Genomic DNA, 19551 nt, shown 5'->3' on the forward strand with positions numbered 1-19551 from the left:
GTTAATTACCAATCTCCGCCCGAAACTCTTTATAATCCGCCGCCGTCTGATTCACCGCCTCAATCATCGGCACGTGACCAACGTCCGGCATCAACAGCACTTTGGCATGCGGCATAAGCTGCTTCATTAAATATGCCGTTTCAGGTTTGATGACTTTATCCTCTTTGCCCCAAACCACAAGCGTTGGGATTTGCTGCTCGGTGATGACTTTGGCGCGTGCCTCGACGTTGTCGGTCACGACCTGCTCAATAATTTTGCTATGTAAATCGCGGTTATTAATGTTGTCCTGAGCAAACACCGCTTGCACCGTTTTTGGAATAAACGGCGGCTTGTTCATCACCAAATGATAAAGCGCAAAATACTGCTTGGTGTTGTCAATGACCAAAGGATTGTTGTCCGCCGTTGCGTTTTGATAGCGCTCAAACAATCCTGCCGACCAAAATCCTGCGCTATCAAGCAGCCATAAGCTTTTTACCTCTTTTGGAAACATGGCTGCATACGCCACGCTGATGCTACCGCCCATGGAGTTGCCGCCGATATGAATGCCGCTGTTAAGGTTTTTTTGGCGTAAAAATTCATTCAATCGCCGTGCTTGAGCATCGCTACTATAATCAGCATCCATCGGTTTGCTTGAATTGCCAAAGCCGAGCAAATCTGGAATCACTAAATGATACTCGCCCAATTTATCCGCAATTCGGGTGAAGTTGTCCTTATTACCGCCAAAGCCGTGAATCAACAATAAAGGCGCGCCGTTTAAATTGCCGCCTTCTAAATACGCTATTTTATCGCCAGAGTTAAGCGTTAAGCTTTTGGTTTCAAGGCTTGATTTACTGCGCTCAAAATTGACCAGTTTTTGGGTGGCGTTAATGGTTAAGGGATTGGGCGTGGTGCAGCCGATTACCGACAAGCTGAGCAGCGCGGCAACGCTTAAGCGTTTAAGCGACATAAATCTTCCTTTTTCAAAGTTGATAAATTAAAAAATTGATAGTTAAAAGTTAATAGTTAAAAAGCTAAAAAAATCTAGTTTACCGCTTAAATTGGCTAAGACAACGTTTAGACTTACCTTTTAAGTCACACCAAAAGTCCTCAAATCGTAACCCCTGTTAACCGCTAAGATTACAGCTCTAATAAAGACGGCATTAGCATTGTCCTTTATGATAAAGGCTTTCGCTAAATTTACTTCAATAAAATTTTTATCAGTAATAACAATAAATAATGCAAAAGGATAACCCGTGAGTGATGCTGCCGCCGCCCCAAAAAAATCGCGTGATTTGACCACAGGGTCAATCGCCAAAACCATGCTGTTATTTGCCTTGCCAACGCTTGGGTCGTCGGCATTGCAGTCGCTTAACGGCTCAATCAACGCCATTTGGGTGGGTCAGTTTTTGGGTGAAAATGCGCTTGCGGCAACGGCAAACGGCAATATCGTGATGTTTATCCTGATTTCCTTTATTTTTGGCTTTGGCATGGCATCGACCATTTTGATTGGTCAAGCGATGGGTCGGCGCAACCCTTTAATGGTCAAAAAAACCATGGGAACGGCGCTTGGCAGCATCATTCCGCTGAGTATTTTGATTGCGATTTTGGGTTGGGTGTTTTCGCCCACGCTGCTTGATCTGCTTGGAACGCCGGCAAGTGCCGCAGAGCTTGCGCTAACTTATCTTCGGGTAATTTTTATTGCCATGCCAGCAACCTTAACCTTTACCCTTATCATGATGGCGCTTCGCGGAACGGGCGACTCGACGACGCCACTTTGGTTTATTGGGCTGTCGGTGCTGATTGACCTTGTGTTATCGCCGGTGCTTATTTTGGGGATTGGACCTTTTCCTGAATGGGGTATTTTTGGCTCAGCGTTTGCCACTGCGGTTGCCAACTTGGTGGCGCTTGTAGGTTTGGTCATCACTTTATATTTGCGCCGCTCCGTACTTGCACTTAGTTTGCTAGAGCTGAAATTTTTACGTGCCGACCCGCAGATTTTAAAATCAATGATTACCAAAGGCTTGCCAATGGGGATTCAGATGATTGTTATTTCATCGGCGGCGCTCACGATGCTGACTTTAATCAACCGCGAAGGCGTTCAAACCACCGCGGCTTATAGCGCCACTCAGCAGCTTTGGACTTACGTTCAGATGCCCGCCATGGCGTTAAGCGCGGCGGCAAGTGCGATGGTGGCGCAAAATATCGGCGCCAATAAATGGAACCGCGTCCCTGACATTACCAAGTGGGGGCTTATTTTTAACCTAGTGTTAACCGGAGCGCTCATCTTGGTGCTGACCATTTTTGATGAAGCGGCGCTTGGGCTATTTCTTGGCAGCGACAGCGATGCCGTTCCCATTGGTCGGCATATTCAATTGGTGGCGACTTGGGGCTATCTTTTTTTTGGCATCGCTCAAGTGCTGTTCGGGACGATGCGCTCCAACGGCTACGTGATTTGGCCGCTGATTGTGATGATTATCTCCATGTATCCGGTGCGCTTGGGATTTGCATTTGGGCTTTATCCGATGCTTGGCGAGGACGCGCTTTGGCTGTCGTTCCCCGCCGGAATGGTGGCAACGGCGGTGATGGGCGCAGGGCTTTATTGGTACGGCGGTTGGCGAAAAGGTAAAATCTTACCTGCCGAGGAAGCAGCGCAACATTCTGAAGAGTTTCGCATTGATACCGGAGCCAGCGCTTCAGGTCGCGAGCTGATGCCAACGACCGTTTGGAAGCGCTCACCGCTGCGACGACGCCTTAAAAACTTGCAGCGCCGATTGCAACGGCGGGTGTTAAAAAGAAAACTCAAACGGCAATCGCGAGGTTGATTTACCCTCATAAAAAATAAACGCTATCGTCATTTTCTGACCTTTTTTAGCCAGATTATCATTTATAATCATTCTTTATTCAGTAAAATCCTGATTAAACAATGGCGTAATTGTCATTAGGACTTAGAAAACGGCGATATTTATGACGACAAAACAACCCTTTAAAATCCGAACCCACCGCAAATATTATCGTTTGCTGTTTACAGGGCTCATGGCGCTGATGATGTCGCTGATTATCTCAACCGTGCTCATGCTGATTAAAGTCGGCTTTGTTGACGGCTTTTTTATAGAGCTGCTGCACTCTTGGGGATTGGCATTTTTGGTGGCTTGGCCAAGCGCTTATGCTTGCGCGTATTTGGTTCAAGAGCATATTTTAAGCCGGATTGAGTTTTATTGACGGTTATTGAAATCTGCTTATTTCATTGTTAATTAACACTATTTGACAAATCGAGCGCTTAATTCTCGCTAAGATAACCTTATCTCCATCATGATAAGGGTGGCACGATGACCAAGCGAACCATTGAGCAGTTAATTAATGCGGAGGTCTTGCCTGCGAAAGTTGCTGAAAAGGCAGCGATGGCGCTTCATATTTACCCAAGCGTTAAGGAGTGGCGGCAGTTTTTTGAGCGGCTGCTGACCATCATAGGCGTAATAGCTATTGCCTTTAGCCTGATATTTTTTATTGCCTTTAACTGGCTTGAATTGGGCAAAATGGGCAAATTTGCACTGGTTGAAGGCGCGTTGGTGTTCACTCTCATTTGCTATTTGGCGCTCGTTTGGCTAAAAAAAGCTTCGTTGCTACAGCAATTGTTACTGCTGGCGGCAAGTCTGATTACAGGCGCCCTGCTCGCGCTTGTCGGTCAAGTTTACCAAACGGGCGCAGACTCATGGCAGCTGTTTGCCATTTGGTCGGTGCTGATTATTCCTTGGGTACTCATTGCCCGCTTTCCCATACTTTGGCTGCTTTGGCTTGAGCTGATCAATTTGACCGTGATGGTCAGCTATGCCCAAAGCTCATGGTTTGCTATCGCGCCATTTGCTTTTATTATTAATCCTATTTTTAGCAAAATGCTGCTGCTGACATTGATTAACGGTTTCGCGTTTTTGGCTTGGCTTATGATTGCTGAGCACTTATCGATTGTTCCACGTGACTCTCACTTACCAAGCATAAATCCAGCGGCAAATATTGCTGAAAAAAAGCTCATTGCGCCGCCCGTTCATCTGCATTGGAGCACCAATTTGGTGGGGCTATTGACAACAGGATTTGCCACGATACTTGCCAGCAATAGCGCGATTAATGAGGTCAATTTTGCCAACACCTTACTTGCTCATGTCATTTGGCTGCTTTGGCTTGGGGTGTTGTGGTATCACTTTTATTGGCTCAGATTAAATTTATTGATGCTCACCTATTTTTGCGCCGCGATCGTTGCGGTCGTGATGGTTTGGAGTGCCAAGTGGCTTGATTTTGACTGGGAAATGGCAGCGCTTTTTGTCATGGCGGCGATATTATTGATCATAAGCTCGCTTGCGGTGGGTTGGCTTCGGCGCTTATCGGCAGCAAGTTTGCGCGTAAGGAGATCGTGATGATGCCTTTTGAGCGCCAAGATTTAACGACGGCTGATATGACCGAAACCCTCGACAAACTGGTCGAGGCAAAGCTCATTGACCCAACCTCAAACGCCTTTGTGCAATTCAAAGCCGCTGAACTTAACGATGACTTAACCCTAGAGTCCACGCCTTGGTTTATTCAGCTATTTTTTGGGCTTTGCGGTCTGGTGATCAGTGTGTTGTTGCTTGCGGCGATTGCATTAATGCTGATAGCTTTAGATTTTGGGGAATCGACCGCGCTTTTTGTGACGGTTGCCATAATGCTAAGCGCGTTGGGTTATGTTTTGCTGACTCATGCCAGCCGCAGCTCGCCCTTTGTCACAGGATTGGCATTAAGTTTAGCGATCGGCGCTCAAGGCTATTGGCTCATGGCAATCGTTGATAATCAGGACAGTTTAGCCTTTCGAGTTGCCGGGTTAATGGTTGTTGAGCTGATATTAACGGTAATTATGCCAAGCTTGTTTTATCGGCTGGTAAGTTGCACGATCATGCTGGCAAGTTTGCTTTATTTATTAAGTATTTTTGGCGTAACGGCGGTCAGTTTGGCGCTGCTTGCGCTCATTTTTATCAGCACAACGCTTTTTTCCCATAAATCATTGACCTTGTTGCCACCACAATTTTTGGCAAATGGCATCTCCGTTTTGCGGTCGCTCAGCTTTTCATCGGCAATCCTCTTAATGATTTCGGCGATATTTTTCATTGATATTGTATGGGATCTCGTAGATGCTAATTCAGCAGTTTTGCAGCTGACCGACCCTGTTATATTGATGCTATCGCAAGGATTATTGACGCTGGTCAGCATTGCAGCGGCAATGATACTTGCTAAACGCTATACGATGTCTATTTCATCGCTACCATTTTTACTTGCAATGATTGCCATTATCGCCCTTGGCACGCTGTCTTTTTGGGCATCAGGACTCTTAGCAATTGCGCTTGTGATCACGGTCAGCTTTGCTAATAGCGAGCGTTTGCTGCAAGCGCTTAGTATGGCAACGCTGATCGGTTACGTCTTTTGGTATTATTATCAATTAGATACCTCCTTACTTATCAAATCGGCGCTGCTGCTTGTTCTAGCCCTTGGCTGCTTGTTACTGCGGGCGCTGATTTTTAGTCCGCGGTTTAAAGGTCAAAAAGACCAAAAAGCTCAAGGAGGTACGCCATGAGCCGATTTTTAAATAAGCTTTTGACACCTTCCAAATCAACCCCTCGGCGCGGACTGGCAATTGTTGCCGCCTTACTTGGACTGATTATTACTTTAAGCGCGGTCAATATTTCCATTGCCAAGTTTGAGTCGCAACTGGCAAACGGTCGCGTGGTATTGCTAAAGCTTGCGCCCGTTGACCCGAGAAGTCTCATTCAAGGCGATTATATGGCGCTCAATTATCAACTTGAAGATGACATTGCCGAAGCGCTTAGCCAATCGGTCAAAACGACCGCGACCGATGAGGACATTGAGGGTAATTTGGAGGAAGACGTTTGGTTTCGCCCGAACCTTCCTGAGCAGTTTTGGCATTATGATGGCTTTGTGATTTTAAGTCTGGATAAGCACCGCGTTGGGCATTTTGTAAGGCTTGCCGATACGCCCAACCATACCGCTGATAATGAAATCGCCCTGCGTTACAAAATCCGTGACGGCAGTATTTATATCGCAACCAATGCATTTTTCTTTCAAGAAGGTCATAGCAAGGCGTTTGAAAATGCAGAATTTGGTTTGTTTCGGGTCAATGATAAGGGCGCGCCGCTACTGCAATCGATGGTGAATGAAGATTTTGAGGTGATTGTTCCTAAGAATAATGACGCGCGGTGACTCACGATTCACTAAAAGGTCGTTGCAACTAAAGGCTTTGACTTGTTACGGTAAAGGCTTTCACCATTAAAATAATAAGGATAAAACAATGAAAAGCGCTAGCTACGAGCAGTTTGGCAATCCTACTGAGGTGTTAAGTGTCACCGAACGCCCAAAACCTGAACCAAAAGCTACTGGGGTTCGCGTTAAAACGATTTTAGCCTCCATCCACAATCATGACCTATTGACCATCCGCGGTCAATACGGCTTTAAACCCAAACTTCCAGCAATCGGCGGCTCTGAGGCGGTCGGCGTGATTGATGCGGTAGGGACTGAGGTCAAAGGCTTAACAGTCGGTCAAAAGGTCGCGGCGGCAAGCGTTCAAGGAACGTGGGCGCAGTATTTTACCGCACCAAGCCAAATGGTCTTTGCTATTCCCGACACCATTCCCGATGAGATGGCCGCGCAACTGATTGCCATGCCGCTTAGCGCTTTGATGCTTATTGAGTTTTTGAACCTGCAACCGGCGCAGTGGCTCATCCACAACGCGGCCAATGGCGCGGTCGGCAAATCACTTGCAATGCTAGCGAGCGCTCGCGGCATCAACACCATCAATTTGGTTCGCAGCGCAGGCGCCCTGAGCGAGCTTAAAGAGTTGAACTTAAAGCACAATATCAACACCTCAAACGAGGATTGGAAAGATAAGGTGCGCGCGATCACCCAAGATACACCCATCAGCGCGGCGGTTGATGCGGTCGGCGGCGAGGCCAGCGGCGATCTGTTGTCCTTACTCGGTTTTGGCGGAACATTTGCGGTATTTGGTGCAATGTCTGGCAAGCCCATGATGCTTAATCCTTCTGATATGATCTTTAAACAGGCCATTTTAAAAGGCTTTTGGGGCAGTAAGATCAGCCAAGAAATGGAATTTGCCAATAAACAACGGCTGATCCAAGAGCTGATTGACCGCGCGGTCAGCGGCAAGCTTACCCTTCCTACGGGAGCTATTTTTGATTTGGCAGATATTAAAAAAGCGGTGGATGGTAAGGTTCAGAAGGAGAAGATGGGGAAGGTTTTGGTTAGGGTTTAGATTTTATTAAGCTATACCACTAACAATAAAGAGTAGGGTCCTTGTTGTAGAACCCTGCCTTTTTCAAGCGGCTATTTATTTAAACTTTAATTTCTTTAATACCAAGCGACTTAAGATAATCCCAAGTACCTTCATAAAATTTTTCGGGTCTGGTGTGATCGAGGATGTCACCTTCAGGAATGAAGATAACCATCCCTTGCCTGGCTCTAGTCAATAATACTCGGTATGTATTTTTCAGGAATTCTTTGGCATCTGGCTGCTTAATGCTCTGCCACTTAGTGCCCTTGAAACTTAAGTATTGCCAAGCACTAGATTCTATATGAAAGTTGCCTCCCCAAGCGACACAAGCCCAGTCGATTTCAAGGCCCTGGATATCAAATTCTGTCGCTACTTCTTCTAGAAAATAAGAAGATCGTATATCGTTGCTGTCATTCAAAAACCAATTCGGTGCCGAAATGCCTTGACTGACATCTATCCCTAAAGGCCGTAATCTTTTGGCACCCGAGGAGCTGATTACCCCTATTCTCTCGCTACCTTTTGCAGACTTTCGTAGCCAGTTTTTAGCAGTTTCAAAATCTCTGGTAATGACAATGGGGTAATCTGCCTTAATTTGGGTATAAATACTTTTGGCGACGTCTTTATCTAAGTCTAACAGCGCTTGAACAAAATCTGACAATTTTTCTGATCGAAATGATCTGACAGATACTGACAAATGCAGCTCAGATTTACTGTTGCCGTTGTTTGCCAGCCAATCCTTGATAGGTTTAGATCTAAGATAATTATTACTTTGAAGAATGACGTGTGAATAATAAATATTCCAGTGACTAAAATGATGTTTTAAAGCGTGAATCCACTCCTCAAGACCAGCTTCACCAGTATTGATTTCTTGTCCGCCCCCGATTAAACAGATGATAGTACACCAACCCGTATGCCTATTCATAACCTCAATCAAAAACTCAGGTTCAGATTTATTAAAATTTTCAATACCCTTTTTTCTTTTCATAAATGCGCAGGCTTGCGCTGTCGTCCACGCTCTTTGGGCTTCATCAAACACCACCACCTTTTCAATTGGGGCGTTATCCGACTTTAAGTTATCATCTCTAAAATGATGAATATTTTGTATAAACGCGTTGGCTTTAATGGCGGCTTGTTTTTTAGTCAGCTTTTGAGCATGAAGTTTGGACGTTGCCACCGCATCTCGAGCCAATGCCTCTCGTAGAACCTCAACTAAAGGGCCATTTCCTGATAAAAAAACAGCATGCTCATCCTCATCAGCTTTCATACGCTGAACTGCGGTATTCAAGCCAGCTAACGTTTTACCAGCCCCAGGAACACCGGTCACAAAGCAAATTGATTTTGAGTGATTGCGTTTTGAGTATTCAATAATTTGATTGATTTGTTCATTTGTTGTTGTCAGATTAATGGCGCCGGCATCTGATCGGGTAATATCTTTGACATTATGGCCCTTATAAAGGGCTTGCGCCGCCTCTACAATCGTCGGTGTAGGCTTGTAAATTGAATTCTCCCAATAGGCAACATCGATAGCGGACTCATTTTCATTTATAAACGTGCCAAGCGTTTGGGCTAGATTGAACTGATTAGATTTAGCCACATCTTGGTGATTGATAATGTCCGCATGATCCGTCATCGTCTGACTATCTTTGGCATCTGTCACCACCAATAATGGTATTAACTTGGCATGATGACTGCCCTCATGGAAGTTTTTAAGATCAAGGGTATAGTCGATTGTTTGTTCGATGGCCGGTTTCTGGTAGCCACCAGCAGCAACCTTGAACTCAACAATAAAAACAATATTATTTATAATAATAATATTGTCCACCCGTTTACCCATTCTCGGAATAGTAAATTCAAAATAAATCTGACCTGAAAAATTACTAAGTTGACTTTTTAATACTTGAATTTGCTTTTTCCAAGCGTTGATTTGTAGCTCTTCAAGCGTTCTATTGCTGTGGCCTGCGGTCAATTGTCCTAAAATACTGTGTTCAGATTCTATCAAAAAGTCTTTTATTGAGCTTGAATAGTAGGCGCGCTTCACAGGCTGTCCTTGTGTTAATAAATGCTTAAATTTATAGCTTAATACAATATTGTTCCGTATAAAAAAACGCAAACTAAAAGTCTGCGTTTTTACTTTCTGAGCAAGATTTAAACTTTGATTATTCCCACTCAATCGTCGCTGGCGGCTTGCTTGACACATCATAAGTCACGCGCGAAACGTCCTTGATTTCGTTCATGATTCGGTTCGATACCGTCTCAATCAGCTCATACGGCAGGTGGGCAAAGCGCGCGGTCATAAAATCCACAGTTTCTACAGCGCGAAGGGCAATCACCCAAGCATAGCGGCGACCATCACCGACCACACCAACTGATTTAATCGGCTGAAAGACCGCAAAAGCTTGCGCGGTTTTGTCGTACCAGCCTGATTTTTCAAGCTCTTGCATAAAAATGGCATCCGCTTGGCGCAAAATATCCGCGTATTCTTTTTTGACTTCACCCAAGATGCGAACGCCTAAGCCGGGGCCTGGGAACGGATGGCGGTAAATCATTTTGTGCGGCAATCCTAAAGTGATACCAAGCTTGCGGACTTCGTCTTTGAACAAATCGCGGAGCGGCTCGACCAGTTTAAACGCCAAATCATCGGGCAAGCCGCCGACGTTATGATGGCTTTTAATCACGTGGGCTTTGCCTTGGTGCGATTTGGCAGACTCGATGACGTCAGGATAAATCGTCCCTTGTGCTAAAAACTCAATCTCTTGACCGTCGCTGCTATTGCTGATCTCGCGGGCGCTGTCGGCAAAGACGTCGATAAAGGTTTTGCCGATGATTTTGCGCTTGGCTTCAGGGTCGGTCTCGCCTGCAAGTGCGGTTAAAAAGCGGTCTTCAGCATCAACACGGATGACTTTAACGCCCATATTCTCGCTAAATACCTGCATGACTTGGTCGCCTTCATGCAATCGAAGTAGTCCAGTATCCACAAATACGCAGGTCAATTGGTCGCCAATGGCTTTATGTAAAAGCGCAGCCACCACTGAGCTGTCAACGCCGCCGGACAAGCCAAGCAAGACTTGTTTGTCGCCGATTTGCTCTTTTAGCTGTTCAACGCGCAAGTCAATGATGTTGTCCGGTGTCCAGTCACCCGCGCAGCCGCAAATCTCATGAACAAAGCGACCAAGCAGCGCCTCACCTTGCAAGGTATGGGTGACTTCTGGGTGGAACTGCAAGCCGTAATACTGACGCGATTCGTCTGCCATAATGGCAATTGGGCAGCTTTGGGTTGAGGCGATAATCTCAAAGCCTTTTGGCGCGTCAATGACTTTGTCGCCGTGACTCATCCAAACGCTTAAGCTGTCTTTGCTATCTTCGATGCCGCGAGTCAGCGCCGACTCTTGATTTAAGCGGATACTTGCCGCGCCAAACTCATGAATGTCGCTTGCATGAACCTTACCGCCAAAGCGCTCCGCCATTGCCTGCATGCCGTAGCAAATGCCAAGCACCGGAACGCCAAGCTCAAACACCGCTTCATTAATCCGCGGGCTGTTTTCAATATGAACGCTTTCAGGACCGCCGGATAAAATGATGCCTTTGGCGCCAAAGTTTTTGATGCGGTCACTGTCAATATCAAACGGGAACATTTCACAAAACACGCCGGAATCGCGGACGCGGCGGGCGATAAGCTGACTGTACTGCGAGCCAAAATCGAGGATAAGGATTCGGTCTTCTTTAATAGTTGGCGTGACGTCTTGATTAGAGATGGCAGGGGTGGCAGTTGTCATAAAGCAATGTCCATCGATAGATAAATTGTAGGGGTATTTTAACAAGTTTTATACCGCTTCGGGTCATTTCGGAGCATTGATGGGTCAATTATTTATGGCAGAACAGCCAAGCCAAGCTCTTGTAAAAACTTATTATGGGTCGCTTTAGCGCTCTGTACTCGTTGTTCTATCTCAATCAATTGCTGATGAACCTCTTCTAGGTCAATTTGCTTTTCAGCTTCAGCGATACTAACATAACGGGTAATATTAAGGTTAAATCCATGCTCTTCAATCTCATCCATTGATACACGGCGAGAGTAGCGTGCCTCTTCACGGCGGTTTTGATACGTATCAATGATTTTGTCGATATGCCCAGGCTCAAGCTCGTTTTGGCGTTTACCTGGTTTGAAGTTGTCTTTATGACTGGCATTGATAAATAAAACATCATCAGACTTTTTACACTTTTTGAGCACTAAAATACAAACAGGAATACCTGTCGAATAAAACAGGTTAGCAGGCAAACCGATAACAGTATCTATATGTCCATCTTTGAGTAACTTAGTACGTATGCGCTCCTCAGCACCGCCTCTAAATAGTACCCCATGCGGCAAAATAATCGCCATCGTGCCATTATCAGCTAGGTAGTGAAAGCCATGTAATAAAAAGGCAAAATCCGCCGCTGACTTAGGGGCAACGCCATAGCCTTTAAACCTAAAGTCATCGCTTGTAGTGTCAACAGGCTTCCAACGTAAGCTAAAAGGCGGGTTGGCGACAATGGCATCAAACACGATCTTTTTTGCGGGGTTACGTTCATTAAGTATGTCCCATTCGTTTTTTAGTGTGTCACCATGATAGATATCAAACTCGGTATCTTTTACCCCATGCAATAGCATATTCATACGAGCAAGATTATAGGTAGTGATATTGCTTTCTTGACCGTATAGCTTACCGATGCCGTCTTTACCCATTTGGTTCCTAACGTTTAACAGTAAGGAGCCTGAGCCGCAAGCGAAATCGAGCACTTTATTTAATTTGTCTCGCTTGCCAAGTTTCGGGTCTTGACTATCAAGCGTGACGATACGAGACAATATGGTAGACATCGGCTGCGGGGTATAAAACTCGCCTGCTTTTTTGCCACTGCCTGCGGCAAATTTACCGATCAAAAACTCATAAGCGTTACCCAATGTGTCACTATCTGTATTGAACTCAGCTATACCATCAGCTATCTGCTGAATAATCGTAGAGAGTTTCTTATTACGCGAGTGATAATCTTTGCCCAGCTTTTCGGATTCTAGATTGATCTCAGAGAACAACCCTTGAAAGTTACTATCAAAAGATTCATTTTCAATATATTTAAAAGCTTTATTTAAGGTTTTAAGTAATTCAATATCCTGTGTGCGAGCCTTTTCAGCGATGTTACTCCAAAGGTAGTGAGGCTTGAGTACGTAATGCATTTTACGGCGCATTAAGCTTTCAAACATTTTAATATCTGGCTCTGGTGCAAATGTAATGGTTAAATCGCTATCCTTCGTCGCCTTAACAATAGGTGGCTCAGATGGTGAAGTGGGCATTGTCTTTATACTGATAAGAGCCTCAGTAGGATCTTCCTTCACTCTTAACATATCAATTGGCATTGTTAAGACACCCGTCTTCTTATCAATTAGATTGTCTATATAAGACGATTGATTGTCTGATATCCAATTACCATCTTCATCTTTATTAACGATGATACTTTTTACTTTTCCTTTAGTATCGACGTAGTCAATACTGACTTCATGAATGTCATTGCTATTATCTTTATACCATACGGCTAAAGGTGACCGCTTATCATCCTTATTCAGTTTGGGATAGTCTGCGCCTAGCTCTGCTGCCGCTGTCTCTTCATAGTTGTCTGAGAGATAACGCAGGAATAAAAAGGAGAGCATATAGTCGCGAAAGTCATCGGCATTCATCGCGCCACGTAAGCTGTCCGCAATGTCCCATAGGGTTTTACCGAGGTTGTTTAGTTGTTCTTGGGTCATGTTTATTTTCTTCCACTAGGTGGTTCAGTCATTAATTTAGGTAATTCAAACTGGTATCGAGCTAAAAATGCATGAAGGATTTTCTCAAATAAATCTTTTGTATCCTCTCCCATTTCTATAGGAGCGTAAGTGGAGTATTGCCCATGACTCATTACGTTCAAAGCCCGGCTAAATAAGTCCTTATCTTCCATATTATCGATACAGACGGAGAAGTCTTTATAGCCAAAAAAGGTGGATGTCTTTTCTAAGATAGCTCTTAGCATATTGAAATGATGCGTATATACTCTTCCTGTCTCACTTGCTTCTTTTAATTCGCTAAGCGTAGCAACATGATGAAAAAAGGGCGTATCATCAGTCGCTTGTAGCGTATAGTCACGTTCAGATGCTTTATGCAAAAAATAAAGCTTATGCTTACTTTTTTTAAGCTCATTGCTCATGACGTTAAAAAATAAACTATGATGTGAAGAAATCACTACTTTTTGATCATCTCTCTTCTTTTTTAAAAGTTTAGAAAGATCACAGGCTACGGCTATAGCATTGTTATCATCTAGTGATGAAATTGGATCGTCAATATAAATATACTTTACCCATTTATAAGCATCTGCTTCTTCAATGGCTAACTCGCAAATAGCCATAAATATACACCATACAAATATCGCCTCCTCTCCTCGCGATATCTTTATAAACTCATCTTCATCGTCTTTGTAAAACCTAATTGTCCAATTTTCGTAGTCAATTTTGAAATTAAAGCTAGCATAGCGCTCATAGTATTTAAAGATAGCGCTTTCAAGCTCTAACTCCTTAAAACCTGCAAAAAACTTGGAATCAGAATTGATATGTAGTTTTGGCTCTGTATCGTTATCTAAGTCATTATCCCAGTAAAACAGGTCTTCGGTGTAAGCATTAAAATATAGCGTATCTGGTTCTTTAGGTTTACGCTTCTTAGTCGTCTTACCTCTTTCTTTAAACTCCATAGATAAGCGTGTCTTTCCCGTACCGTTATAGGCATATACAAGAATGAAGTTTGCGCTATCAAGATCGTTAAAGTTGAGATCATCTCGTAGGCGAGAGACTATCTTTTTTAAACTGACATAATGATATAGCTTTTTGGTTTCTTCATTTGTTTCAGTCTCATTAGTATTTTGGGTTACGTCACTCATAGTCATTCACCATCCATCACAGGAAACAACTGCTGCATTAAACCTCGCTTATGCTCTTTTAGCGCATCAATTTGGTTATCTTTGGCTTGAATAAGATTGTCTAAAGAAAATAAGCAATCGACTATTTTTTGTTGTTCTTTACTACTGCTTGGGAATTGAATGTTTAAACGTCTTAGGTCGTCCCCATAAATTCTAGTTATTGTTGTAGAATTTAAAATACCCCAATTTATATTACTAACAATATAGTATAAAAGCTCGTTTTTGATTCTTTGCTTAGGGTTATCAAGCCAAACAATATTGGAATCTTGATAATAAGCATCCTCTCCATCGTATATAATTGTTTTCCCAACAGTACCGCTACATGTCAAAAGCACTTCTCCTTTCTTAGGAAAGTTGTACCTACTTTTGTAATCTTCATATAAATCTCGACTGATGAAAGCATCAGGACTGCTACCTAACGTACCGATTTTATAAAAAGGTACACCTCGAAGGCTGTTTGTTTGATCTGTGAACACTCTTTTACACATGAGTATCTTGCACAGCTCTCCTAATTTCACTTCTTCCCAATCCCCATCATCTTCAAACTCTGCAAATCGACGCTTAGGCGTTGTTTCGCCTTCAGCGGGAAACAGTTGTTGTATTAATCCTGCTTTGTACTCTTTTAAGGCATTAAGCTGTTCATTTTCAGCTTGAATCAGTGTGTCTAATGAGGATGAGCAATCGGCTATTTTTTGCTGTTCATTATAATGAGGTAAATATAAGGGAAGTTTATTTATCGCAGATGCATACAAGTGATAAACCGTGGAGCCAGTAACATATTGTAAAACCTTTTGCTCTCTAAGACGGATATAACGACTCAAAAACTCGCCATTTATAATACTTTTATCTGTCCTAATAACTAATATATCACCCCCTAAGATAATACCACTCTTGTTTATACAACTAGCTTTTGCTAAACCCTTAGGGGTTACGTCTGATGTCGGCATTAAAACATCATTTTCTTCTGATAATACCCATTTTTCTTTTACATTAGTAAAGCTTATGACCTCATTAATCACTTCAGAATAACGTGTGAATAGCTCTCCATAATGTATGCAAGGTAGTGTTCCTTTATCATCTATATAAGATTTTGGGAGCCCTTTACCTTTGCTAAAAGTAGCTACTTTTCCTAACTGTTTAATCTCCCAATCACCATCACCCTGAAACTCAGGAAAGCGTAGTCTTGGCACAGCCGTTATTTTATTAGTCTTCATATGCTTTTAATCCTGATATCTCTTGCCCATCGGCGCGTTTTTTGAGTAAGGGGATAAGCTCATCCATCAGTGCCATCTCAGCGCTCATTCGTGCCTTCCAGCCCAGATTTAATGGCTTGAGCAGCTCGGTCAGCGCTTCACCATCGAACACCTTTCGCCAGATGATATCATCAACAAAGGCGCTTAACCTATCGACCTTTAAATCATGTTTGCTAGCGATATTATCCAACTCTTTTGCCGAGCGCTTGGCTTTGAAGTCATTGTAGCCTTGTTTAATTTGCGCTTCACTGAGCGGCTCGCCCGCTTGTAGGCTATTGATATAATCGGCGATGTTATCGCGTTCATCCATTAGATTAGACTGTGAAGCAAGCAAGTCAATCAACTCTTGCTTGCTCATCTTATGCTTATCAGACGCCTCTTGAGTATAGCGAGAGATGAGTCCCATAATATAATCGTAATCAATGATAGCGGATGAAAATAATACAAACTCAAAGTCTAGCTCATCAATAGGGTCATCGGCATCTGTACTCTCAGGCTTATTCTGCTTGGCTTTTAGATCCTTTGCGATATCGATATATACTCCTCGAAACCCTAATAAGTCCTCTTTTGGAATAATATCGGCAATCGCTTGGGTTTGCTCGTCTGTTAGATCCGTATATTGGTCGAGCTGTGTCTTCAAACGCTGCACGGCTTTGAAGTCATTGATAAAGCTTGCTCGTGCGTTATCGCCTTTTAAGTTGGCGACTGCTTGCGGGGTACAATCCAGCCCTTGAGAAGCCATAAATTGCTCAAGCTTACCCACCGCTTCATTATAGTCACTGATGACTTTGGGCGCAGGGTCAACCAGCCAGATCTCTTTGGCACTGTCATGCTCTTTTTTCTCACCAGAGAACAGCTCTATCGCGTCGTCAACTGCTGACTCCTGATGACGAAAGTCTAAGATATTGCCCCAGGGCTTGGTGTCGTTTAGTACCCTATTAGTTCGCGAAAACGCTTGAATCAAGCCGTGATACTTAAGGTTTTTATCCACATACAAGGTATTTAGGTATTGCGAATCAAACCCTGTTAGTAGCATATCAACCACGATAGTGATGTCAATTTTATGACTATGAGCGTAGTCACTATTAGGGTATTTATGGTCTTTGATACGCTGCTGAACATCTTGATAATATTGATCGAACTGGCTGATCTGATGATTGCTATTAAACTGCGCGTTGTAGTCCTCTATGATGGCTTTTAAAGCCTGTTTTTTGTCTTCTGGATTGTGTTTGTTGTCCTCTTTTTCTTGAGCTAAGTCTTCTTGTAGCTGCCTGACATCTTGATTGCCCTCGCTTGGCGGCGAGAACACACAAGCAATATTGAGAGGACGCCACTCGTTAAGCTCATCTAGGCGCTTCTCTTGCACTTTTTTAAATAGCTCAAAATAAGCAATCGCATCATTAATAGAGGCAGTAGCAAATAGCGCATTAAAACGCCTGTGATCGGTCGCGGTGTCGTGCTTGTCCAAAATGGCGTTGACGATGGCTTCTTTGGTTAGCGCATCTTGATTATGACTCGATACTGTTTTTTCATACTTTTCAGAACCTTCAGGCTTAAAGTAATCCACATGAAAGCTTAAAACATTTTTGTCTTCAATGGCGTGAGTGATGGTATAGGCATGAAGCTGTTTTTCAAAAATATCCTTGGTGGTTTTAAATTGACCAACTTTGCCTTCAATCTTTACGTAGTTACTGTTTTCTTCAAAAATAGGCGTCCCTGTAAAGCCAAATAATTGCGCGTTAGGAAAAAATTCTTTGATGGCTTTATGGTTGTCACCAAACTGTGAGCGATGACACTCATCGAAGATAAACACCACGCGCTTATCCGCCAGCGGTTGCAAGCGTTTTTTATAGTCGTGTTTGTGGCTTCCATCAAGTGCCAAACCCAGTTTTTGAATGGTGGTTACGATGACTTTATCCGCGTAATCATCGGACAAGAGCCGTTCGACCAGTGCATGAGTATTGGTGTTTTCTTCAACCGCACCTTCTTGAAACTTATTAAACTCTTCACGAGTTTGCCGGTCGAGGTCTTTACGATCCACCACAAACAAACACTTTTCAATATCTGGATTGTCTTTGAGTAAGGTTGAGGCTTTAAAAGAAGTGAGGGTTTTACCACTGCCAGTGGTGTGCCAAATATAGCCATTACCTCGGTTTTGATGAATACAGTCTACGATCGCTTTAACAGCATAGACTTGATAAGGTCGCATCATTAGTATTTTTTGCTCACTGGCAACCAGTACCATATATCGACTGACCGTTTCGCCTAAAGTGCATTTTTCTAAAAAGGTTTCACAAAAATCATCAAGCCCTGATATTTTTTTATTGGCTTTGTCTGCGTATTCATACACAGGTAAAAACCGCTCATCGGCATCAAAAGTAAAATGGCGATTGTCATTATTGGCAAAATAATAAGTCTTATTATTATTACTGACAATAAACAACTGAATAAAACACATCAAAGTGTTGGTATAGCCATTACCTACATCTTTTTTATAATCAACAATCTGTTGCATAGCGCGCCGGGGACTTACCGCGTAGGTCTTAAGCTCAGTTTGAGCAATTGGTAAGCCATTAATTAGGATAACAACGTCATAGCGATGATAGCTGACATCGTGATTCACCCTTGGCTGATTGATGACTTCAAACTCATTTTTACACCAGTCTTTGATATTGACTAAGGTGTAATTGAGCGGCGTACCATCATCACGTATAAAGCTGTTCATTTGGCGTAGCGTTTGGGCATTTTTAAATACATTAGGGCTTATGATCAGCTCCATTAAGCGACTAAACTCATTATCACTTAAGTTAACCTTATTGAGTGCCTCAAACTTTTGGCGAAAGTTATTATGTAGCGCCTCAATATTGCGAATATCTTGACGATAAGTGTATTTAAGCGCTTCAAGTTTTTGAATAAATCTGTTTTCTATTGACGTTTCGTAGGACATTTATCAGCCTATATTGTTTGTGTCGTTGATGCGCTAAGAGTACCTCAGATATAAGATGGTATAAACCTTAAATCTTATTAACTTAGACTATTTTCATTTAATATAGTTTTTATTTGAGGCCTAATCTAAAATCTATATTCTAATGCCCCAAAAACTTAGGCGCTCGCCGCTCAAGCATCGCTTTTGCGCCCTCGACCGCATCACTTGAGGCAAACAATTCTGGCAAATAGCTGTGAATGTTGCCAAGCGCAGCTTTTTCACCGTTTAATTTGGCATCTTGAGCCGAGGACAATAACGCTTTAACCCCAAGCGGCGCAGCGGTGGCGATAGTTTGGGCAATGCTAAAGGCACGCTCAAACTGAGTACCTTTTTTGGCAATTTCGCTGACCAAATTTAACTTTTCCGCCGTTTGCGCGTTAAATTCGTTTCCGGTCAGCAAATACGGCATGGCTTTTTGCCAACCTGCCGCCGCGACAAAGCGAACGGTTGCGCCGCCAAAGGGCATGATGCCGCGCTGAACTTCTAATTGCGCAAATCGGCAGTCGTCGCTGGCAATGACCACATCGGCATTGAGCATCAGCTCAATCCCAGCAGTAAAGCAAACGCCTTGAACCGCGACTACCACTGGCTTTGAGCGCCGCCGACCGGTGATGCCCCAAGGGTCGATTTGCGACTCATTAAACGTTAAAACGCCTTTATCCCATTTGTCCTGTAATTCCATCAAATCAAGCCCTGCGGTAAAATGCTCGCCATGCGCAAAGATGACGGCGCAGCGCAAATTATCATTATTTTCAAAATCAGTGAGTGCTTCGGACAACTGCCTTATCATGATGCTATCAAAGGCGTTGCGTTTATCGGCGCGATTAAGCCCAATCAAGCAAATATGGTCTTTAATGTCAAAGGTAATCCGTGTGGTTATCATAACTTCTCCTTACTATTATTTTATTTATCCCCTTTGCCTTACCATACTGAGCGCGCCAAATTTGAGCAACTTAAAAATGAGGCTTTTGGAATACTGCAAAGTCATTTCTTCAAGAAGTTTCACGTGAAACAAAAAAACCGCTTTCCTAGAAAAGCGG

14 protein-coding genes are annotated in these 19551 nt (G+C 43.4%); 6 read left to right on the forward strand and 8 right to left on the reverse strand.

Annotation, left to right across the window (positions count from 1 at the left end; genetic code table 11):
• Position 1: 1 nt before the first annotated feature.
• On the reverse strand, positions 2–946 hold the full coding sequence (locus ACZ5XY_RS05775; protein WP_464739807.1) for an alpha/beta fold hydrolase: 945 nt from the start codon (positions 944–946) through the stop codon (positions 2–4).
• A gap of 286 nt (positions 947–1232) precedes the next feature.
• Between ACZ5XY_RS05775 and ACZ5XY_RS05780 the strand changes: the two genes are divergently transcribed.
• The 6 genes from ACZ5XY_RS05780 (at position 1233) to ACZ5XY_RS05805 (ending at position 7282) form a co-directional block, all read left to right on the forward strand.
• Positions 1233–2801, forward strand: a complete 1569-nt coding sequence (locus ACZ5XY_RS05780; protein WP_464739809.1) for an MATE family efflux transporter — start codon at positions 1233–1235, stop codon at positions 2799–2801.
• A 142-nt stretch (positions 2802–2943) separates the two neighbouring features.
• On the forward strand, positions 2944–3198 hold the full coding sequence (locus tag ACZ5XY_RS05785) for a DUF2798 domain-containing protein (protein ID WP_464739811.1): 255 nt from the start codon (positions 2944–2946) through the stop codon (positions 3196–3198).
• Positions 3199–3305: 107 nt separating this feature from the next.
• Positions 3306–4385 (forward strand): DUF2157 domain-containing protein, encoded by a 1080-nt coding sequence (locus ACZ5XY_RS05790; protein WP_464739813.1) that lies wholly within the window; start codon positions 3306–3308, stop codon positions 4383–4385.
• Entirely contained in the window at positions 4385–5572 is a 1188-nt protein-coding gene (locus ACZ5XY_RS05795) for a DUF4401 domain-containing protein (protein WP_464739815.1), read from the forward strand. The genes ACZ5XY_RS05790 and ACZ5XY_RS05795 overlap by 1 nt, the downstream gene beginning before the upstream one ends.
• Complete coding sequence (locus tag ACZ5XY_RS05800) at positions 5569–6216, forward strand: GDYXXLXY domain-containing protein (RefSeq protein WP_464739817.1); 648 nt, start codon at positions 5569–5571, stop codon at positions 6214–6216. The genes ACZ5XY_RS05795 and ACZ5XY_RS05800 overlap by 4 nt, the downstream gene beginning before the upstream one ends.
• Before the next feature lie 88 nt (positions 6217–6304).
• Positions 6305–7282 carry a zinc-binding dehydrogenase gene (locus tag ACZ5XY_RS05805; RefSeq protein ID WP_464739819.1) on the forward strand — a complete coding sequence of 326 codons (978 nt, stop codon included), beginning with the start codon at positions 6305–6307 and terminating at the stop codon, positions 7280–7282.
• A gap of 79 nt (positions 7283–7361) precedes the next feature.
• Here the strand turns inward: ACZ5XY_RS05805 and ACZ5XY_RS05810 are convergent, their stop codons facing one another.
• The 7 genes from ACZ5XY_RS05810 to ACZ5XY_RS05840 form a co-directional block, all read right to left on the reverse strand.
• On the reverse strand, positions 7362–9338 hold the full coding sequence (locus ACZ5XY_RS05810; RefSeq protein WP_464739821.1) for a DUF2075 domain-containing protein: 1977 nt from the start codon (positions 9336–9338) through the stop codon (positions 7362–7364).
• 118 nt (positions 9339–9456) lie between these two features.
• On the reverse strand, positions 9457–11073 hold the full coding sequence (gene guaA / locus ACZ5XY_RS05815; RefSeq protein WP_464739823.1) for a glutamine-hydrolyzing GMP synthase: 1617 nt from the start codon (positions 11071–11073) through the stop codon (positions 9457–9459).
• Positions 11074–11165: 92 nt separating this feature from the next.
• Complete coding sequence (locus tag ACZ5XY_RS05820; protein ID WP_464739825.1) at positions 11166–13073, reverse strand: type I restriction-modification system subunit M; 1908 nt, start codon at positions 13071–13073, stop codon at positions 11166–11168.
• A 2-nt stretch (positions 13074–13075) separates the two neighbouring features.
• On the reverse strand, positions 13076–14233 hold the full coding sequence (locus ACZ5XY_RS05825; protein ID WP_464739827.1) for an AAA family ATPase: 1158 nt from the start codon (positions 14231–14233) through the stop codon (positions 13076–13078).
• A gap of 2 nt (positions 14234–14235) precedes the next feature.
• The gene (locus ACZ5XY_RS05830; protein WP_464739829.1) at positions 14236–15486 is read right to left on the reverse strand and encodes a restriction endonuclease subunit S; all 1251 of its coding nucleotides are present in this window, start codon (positions 15484–15486) and stop codon (positions 14236–14238) included.
• A complete protein-coding gene (locus ACZ5XY_RS05835; RefSeq protein WP_464739831.1) occupies positions 15476–18472 on the reverse strand; it encodes a type I restriction endonuclease subunit R in 2997 nt (998 codons plus the stop codon). Before ACZ5XY_RS05835 ends, ACZ5XY_RS05830 begins: the two co-directional genes overlap by 11 nt.
• A 139-nt stretch (positions 18473–18611) precedes the next feature.
• On the reverse strand, positions 18612–19394 hold the full coding sequence (locus ACZ5XY_RS05840) for a crotonase/enoyl-CoA hydratase family protein (RefSeq protein WP_464739833.1): 783 nt from the start codon (positions 19392–19394) through the stop codon (positions 18612–18614).
• Between the last annotated feature and the right edge of the window lie 157 nt (positions 19395–19551).

The organism is Psychrobacter sp. GTC18467 (assembly GCF_055397455.1).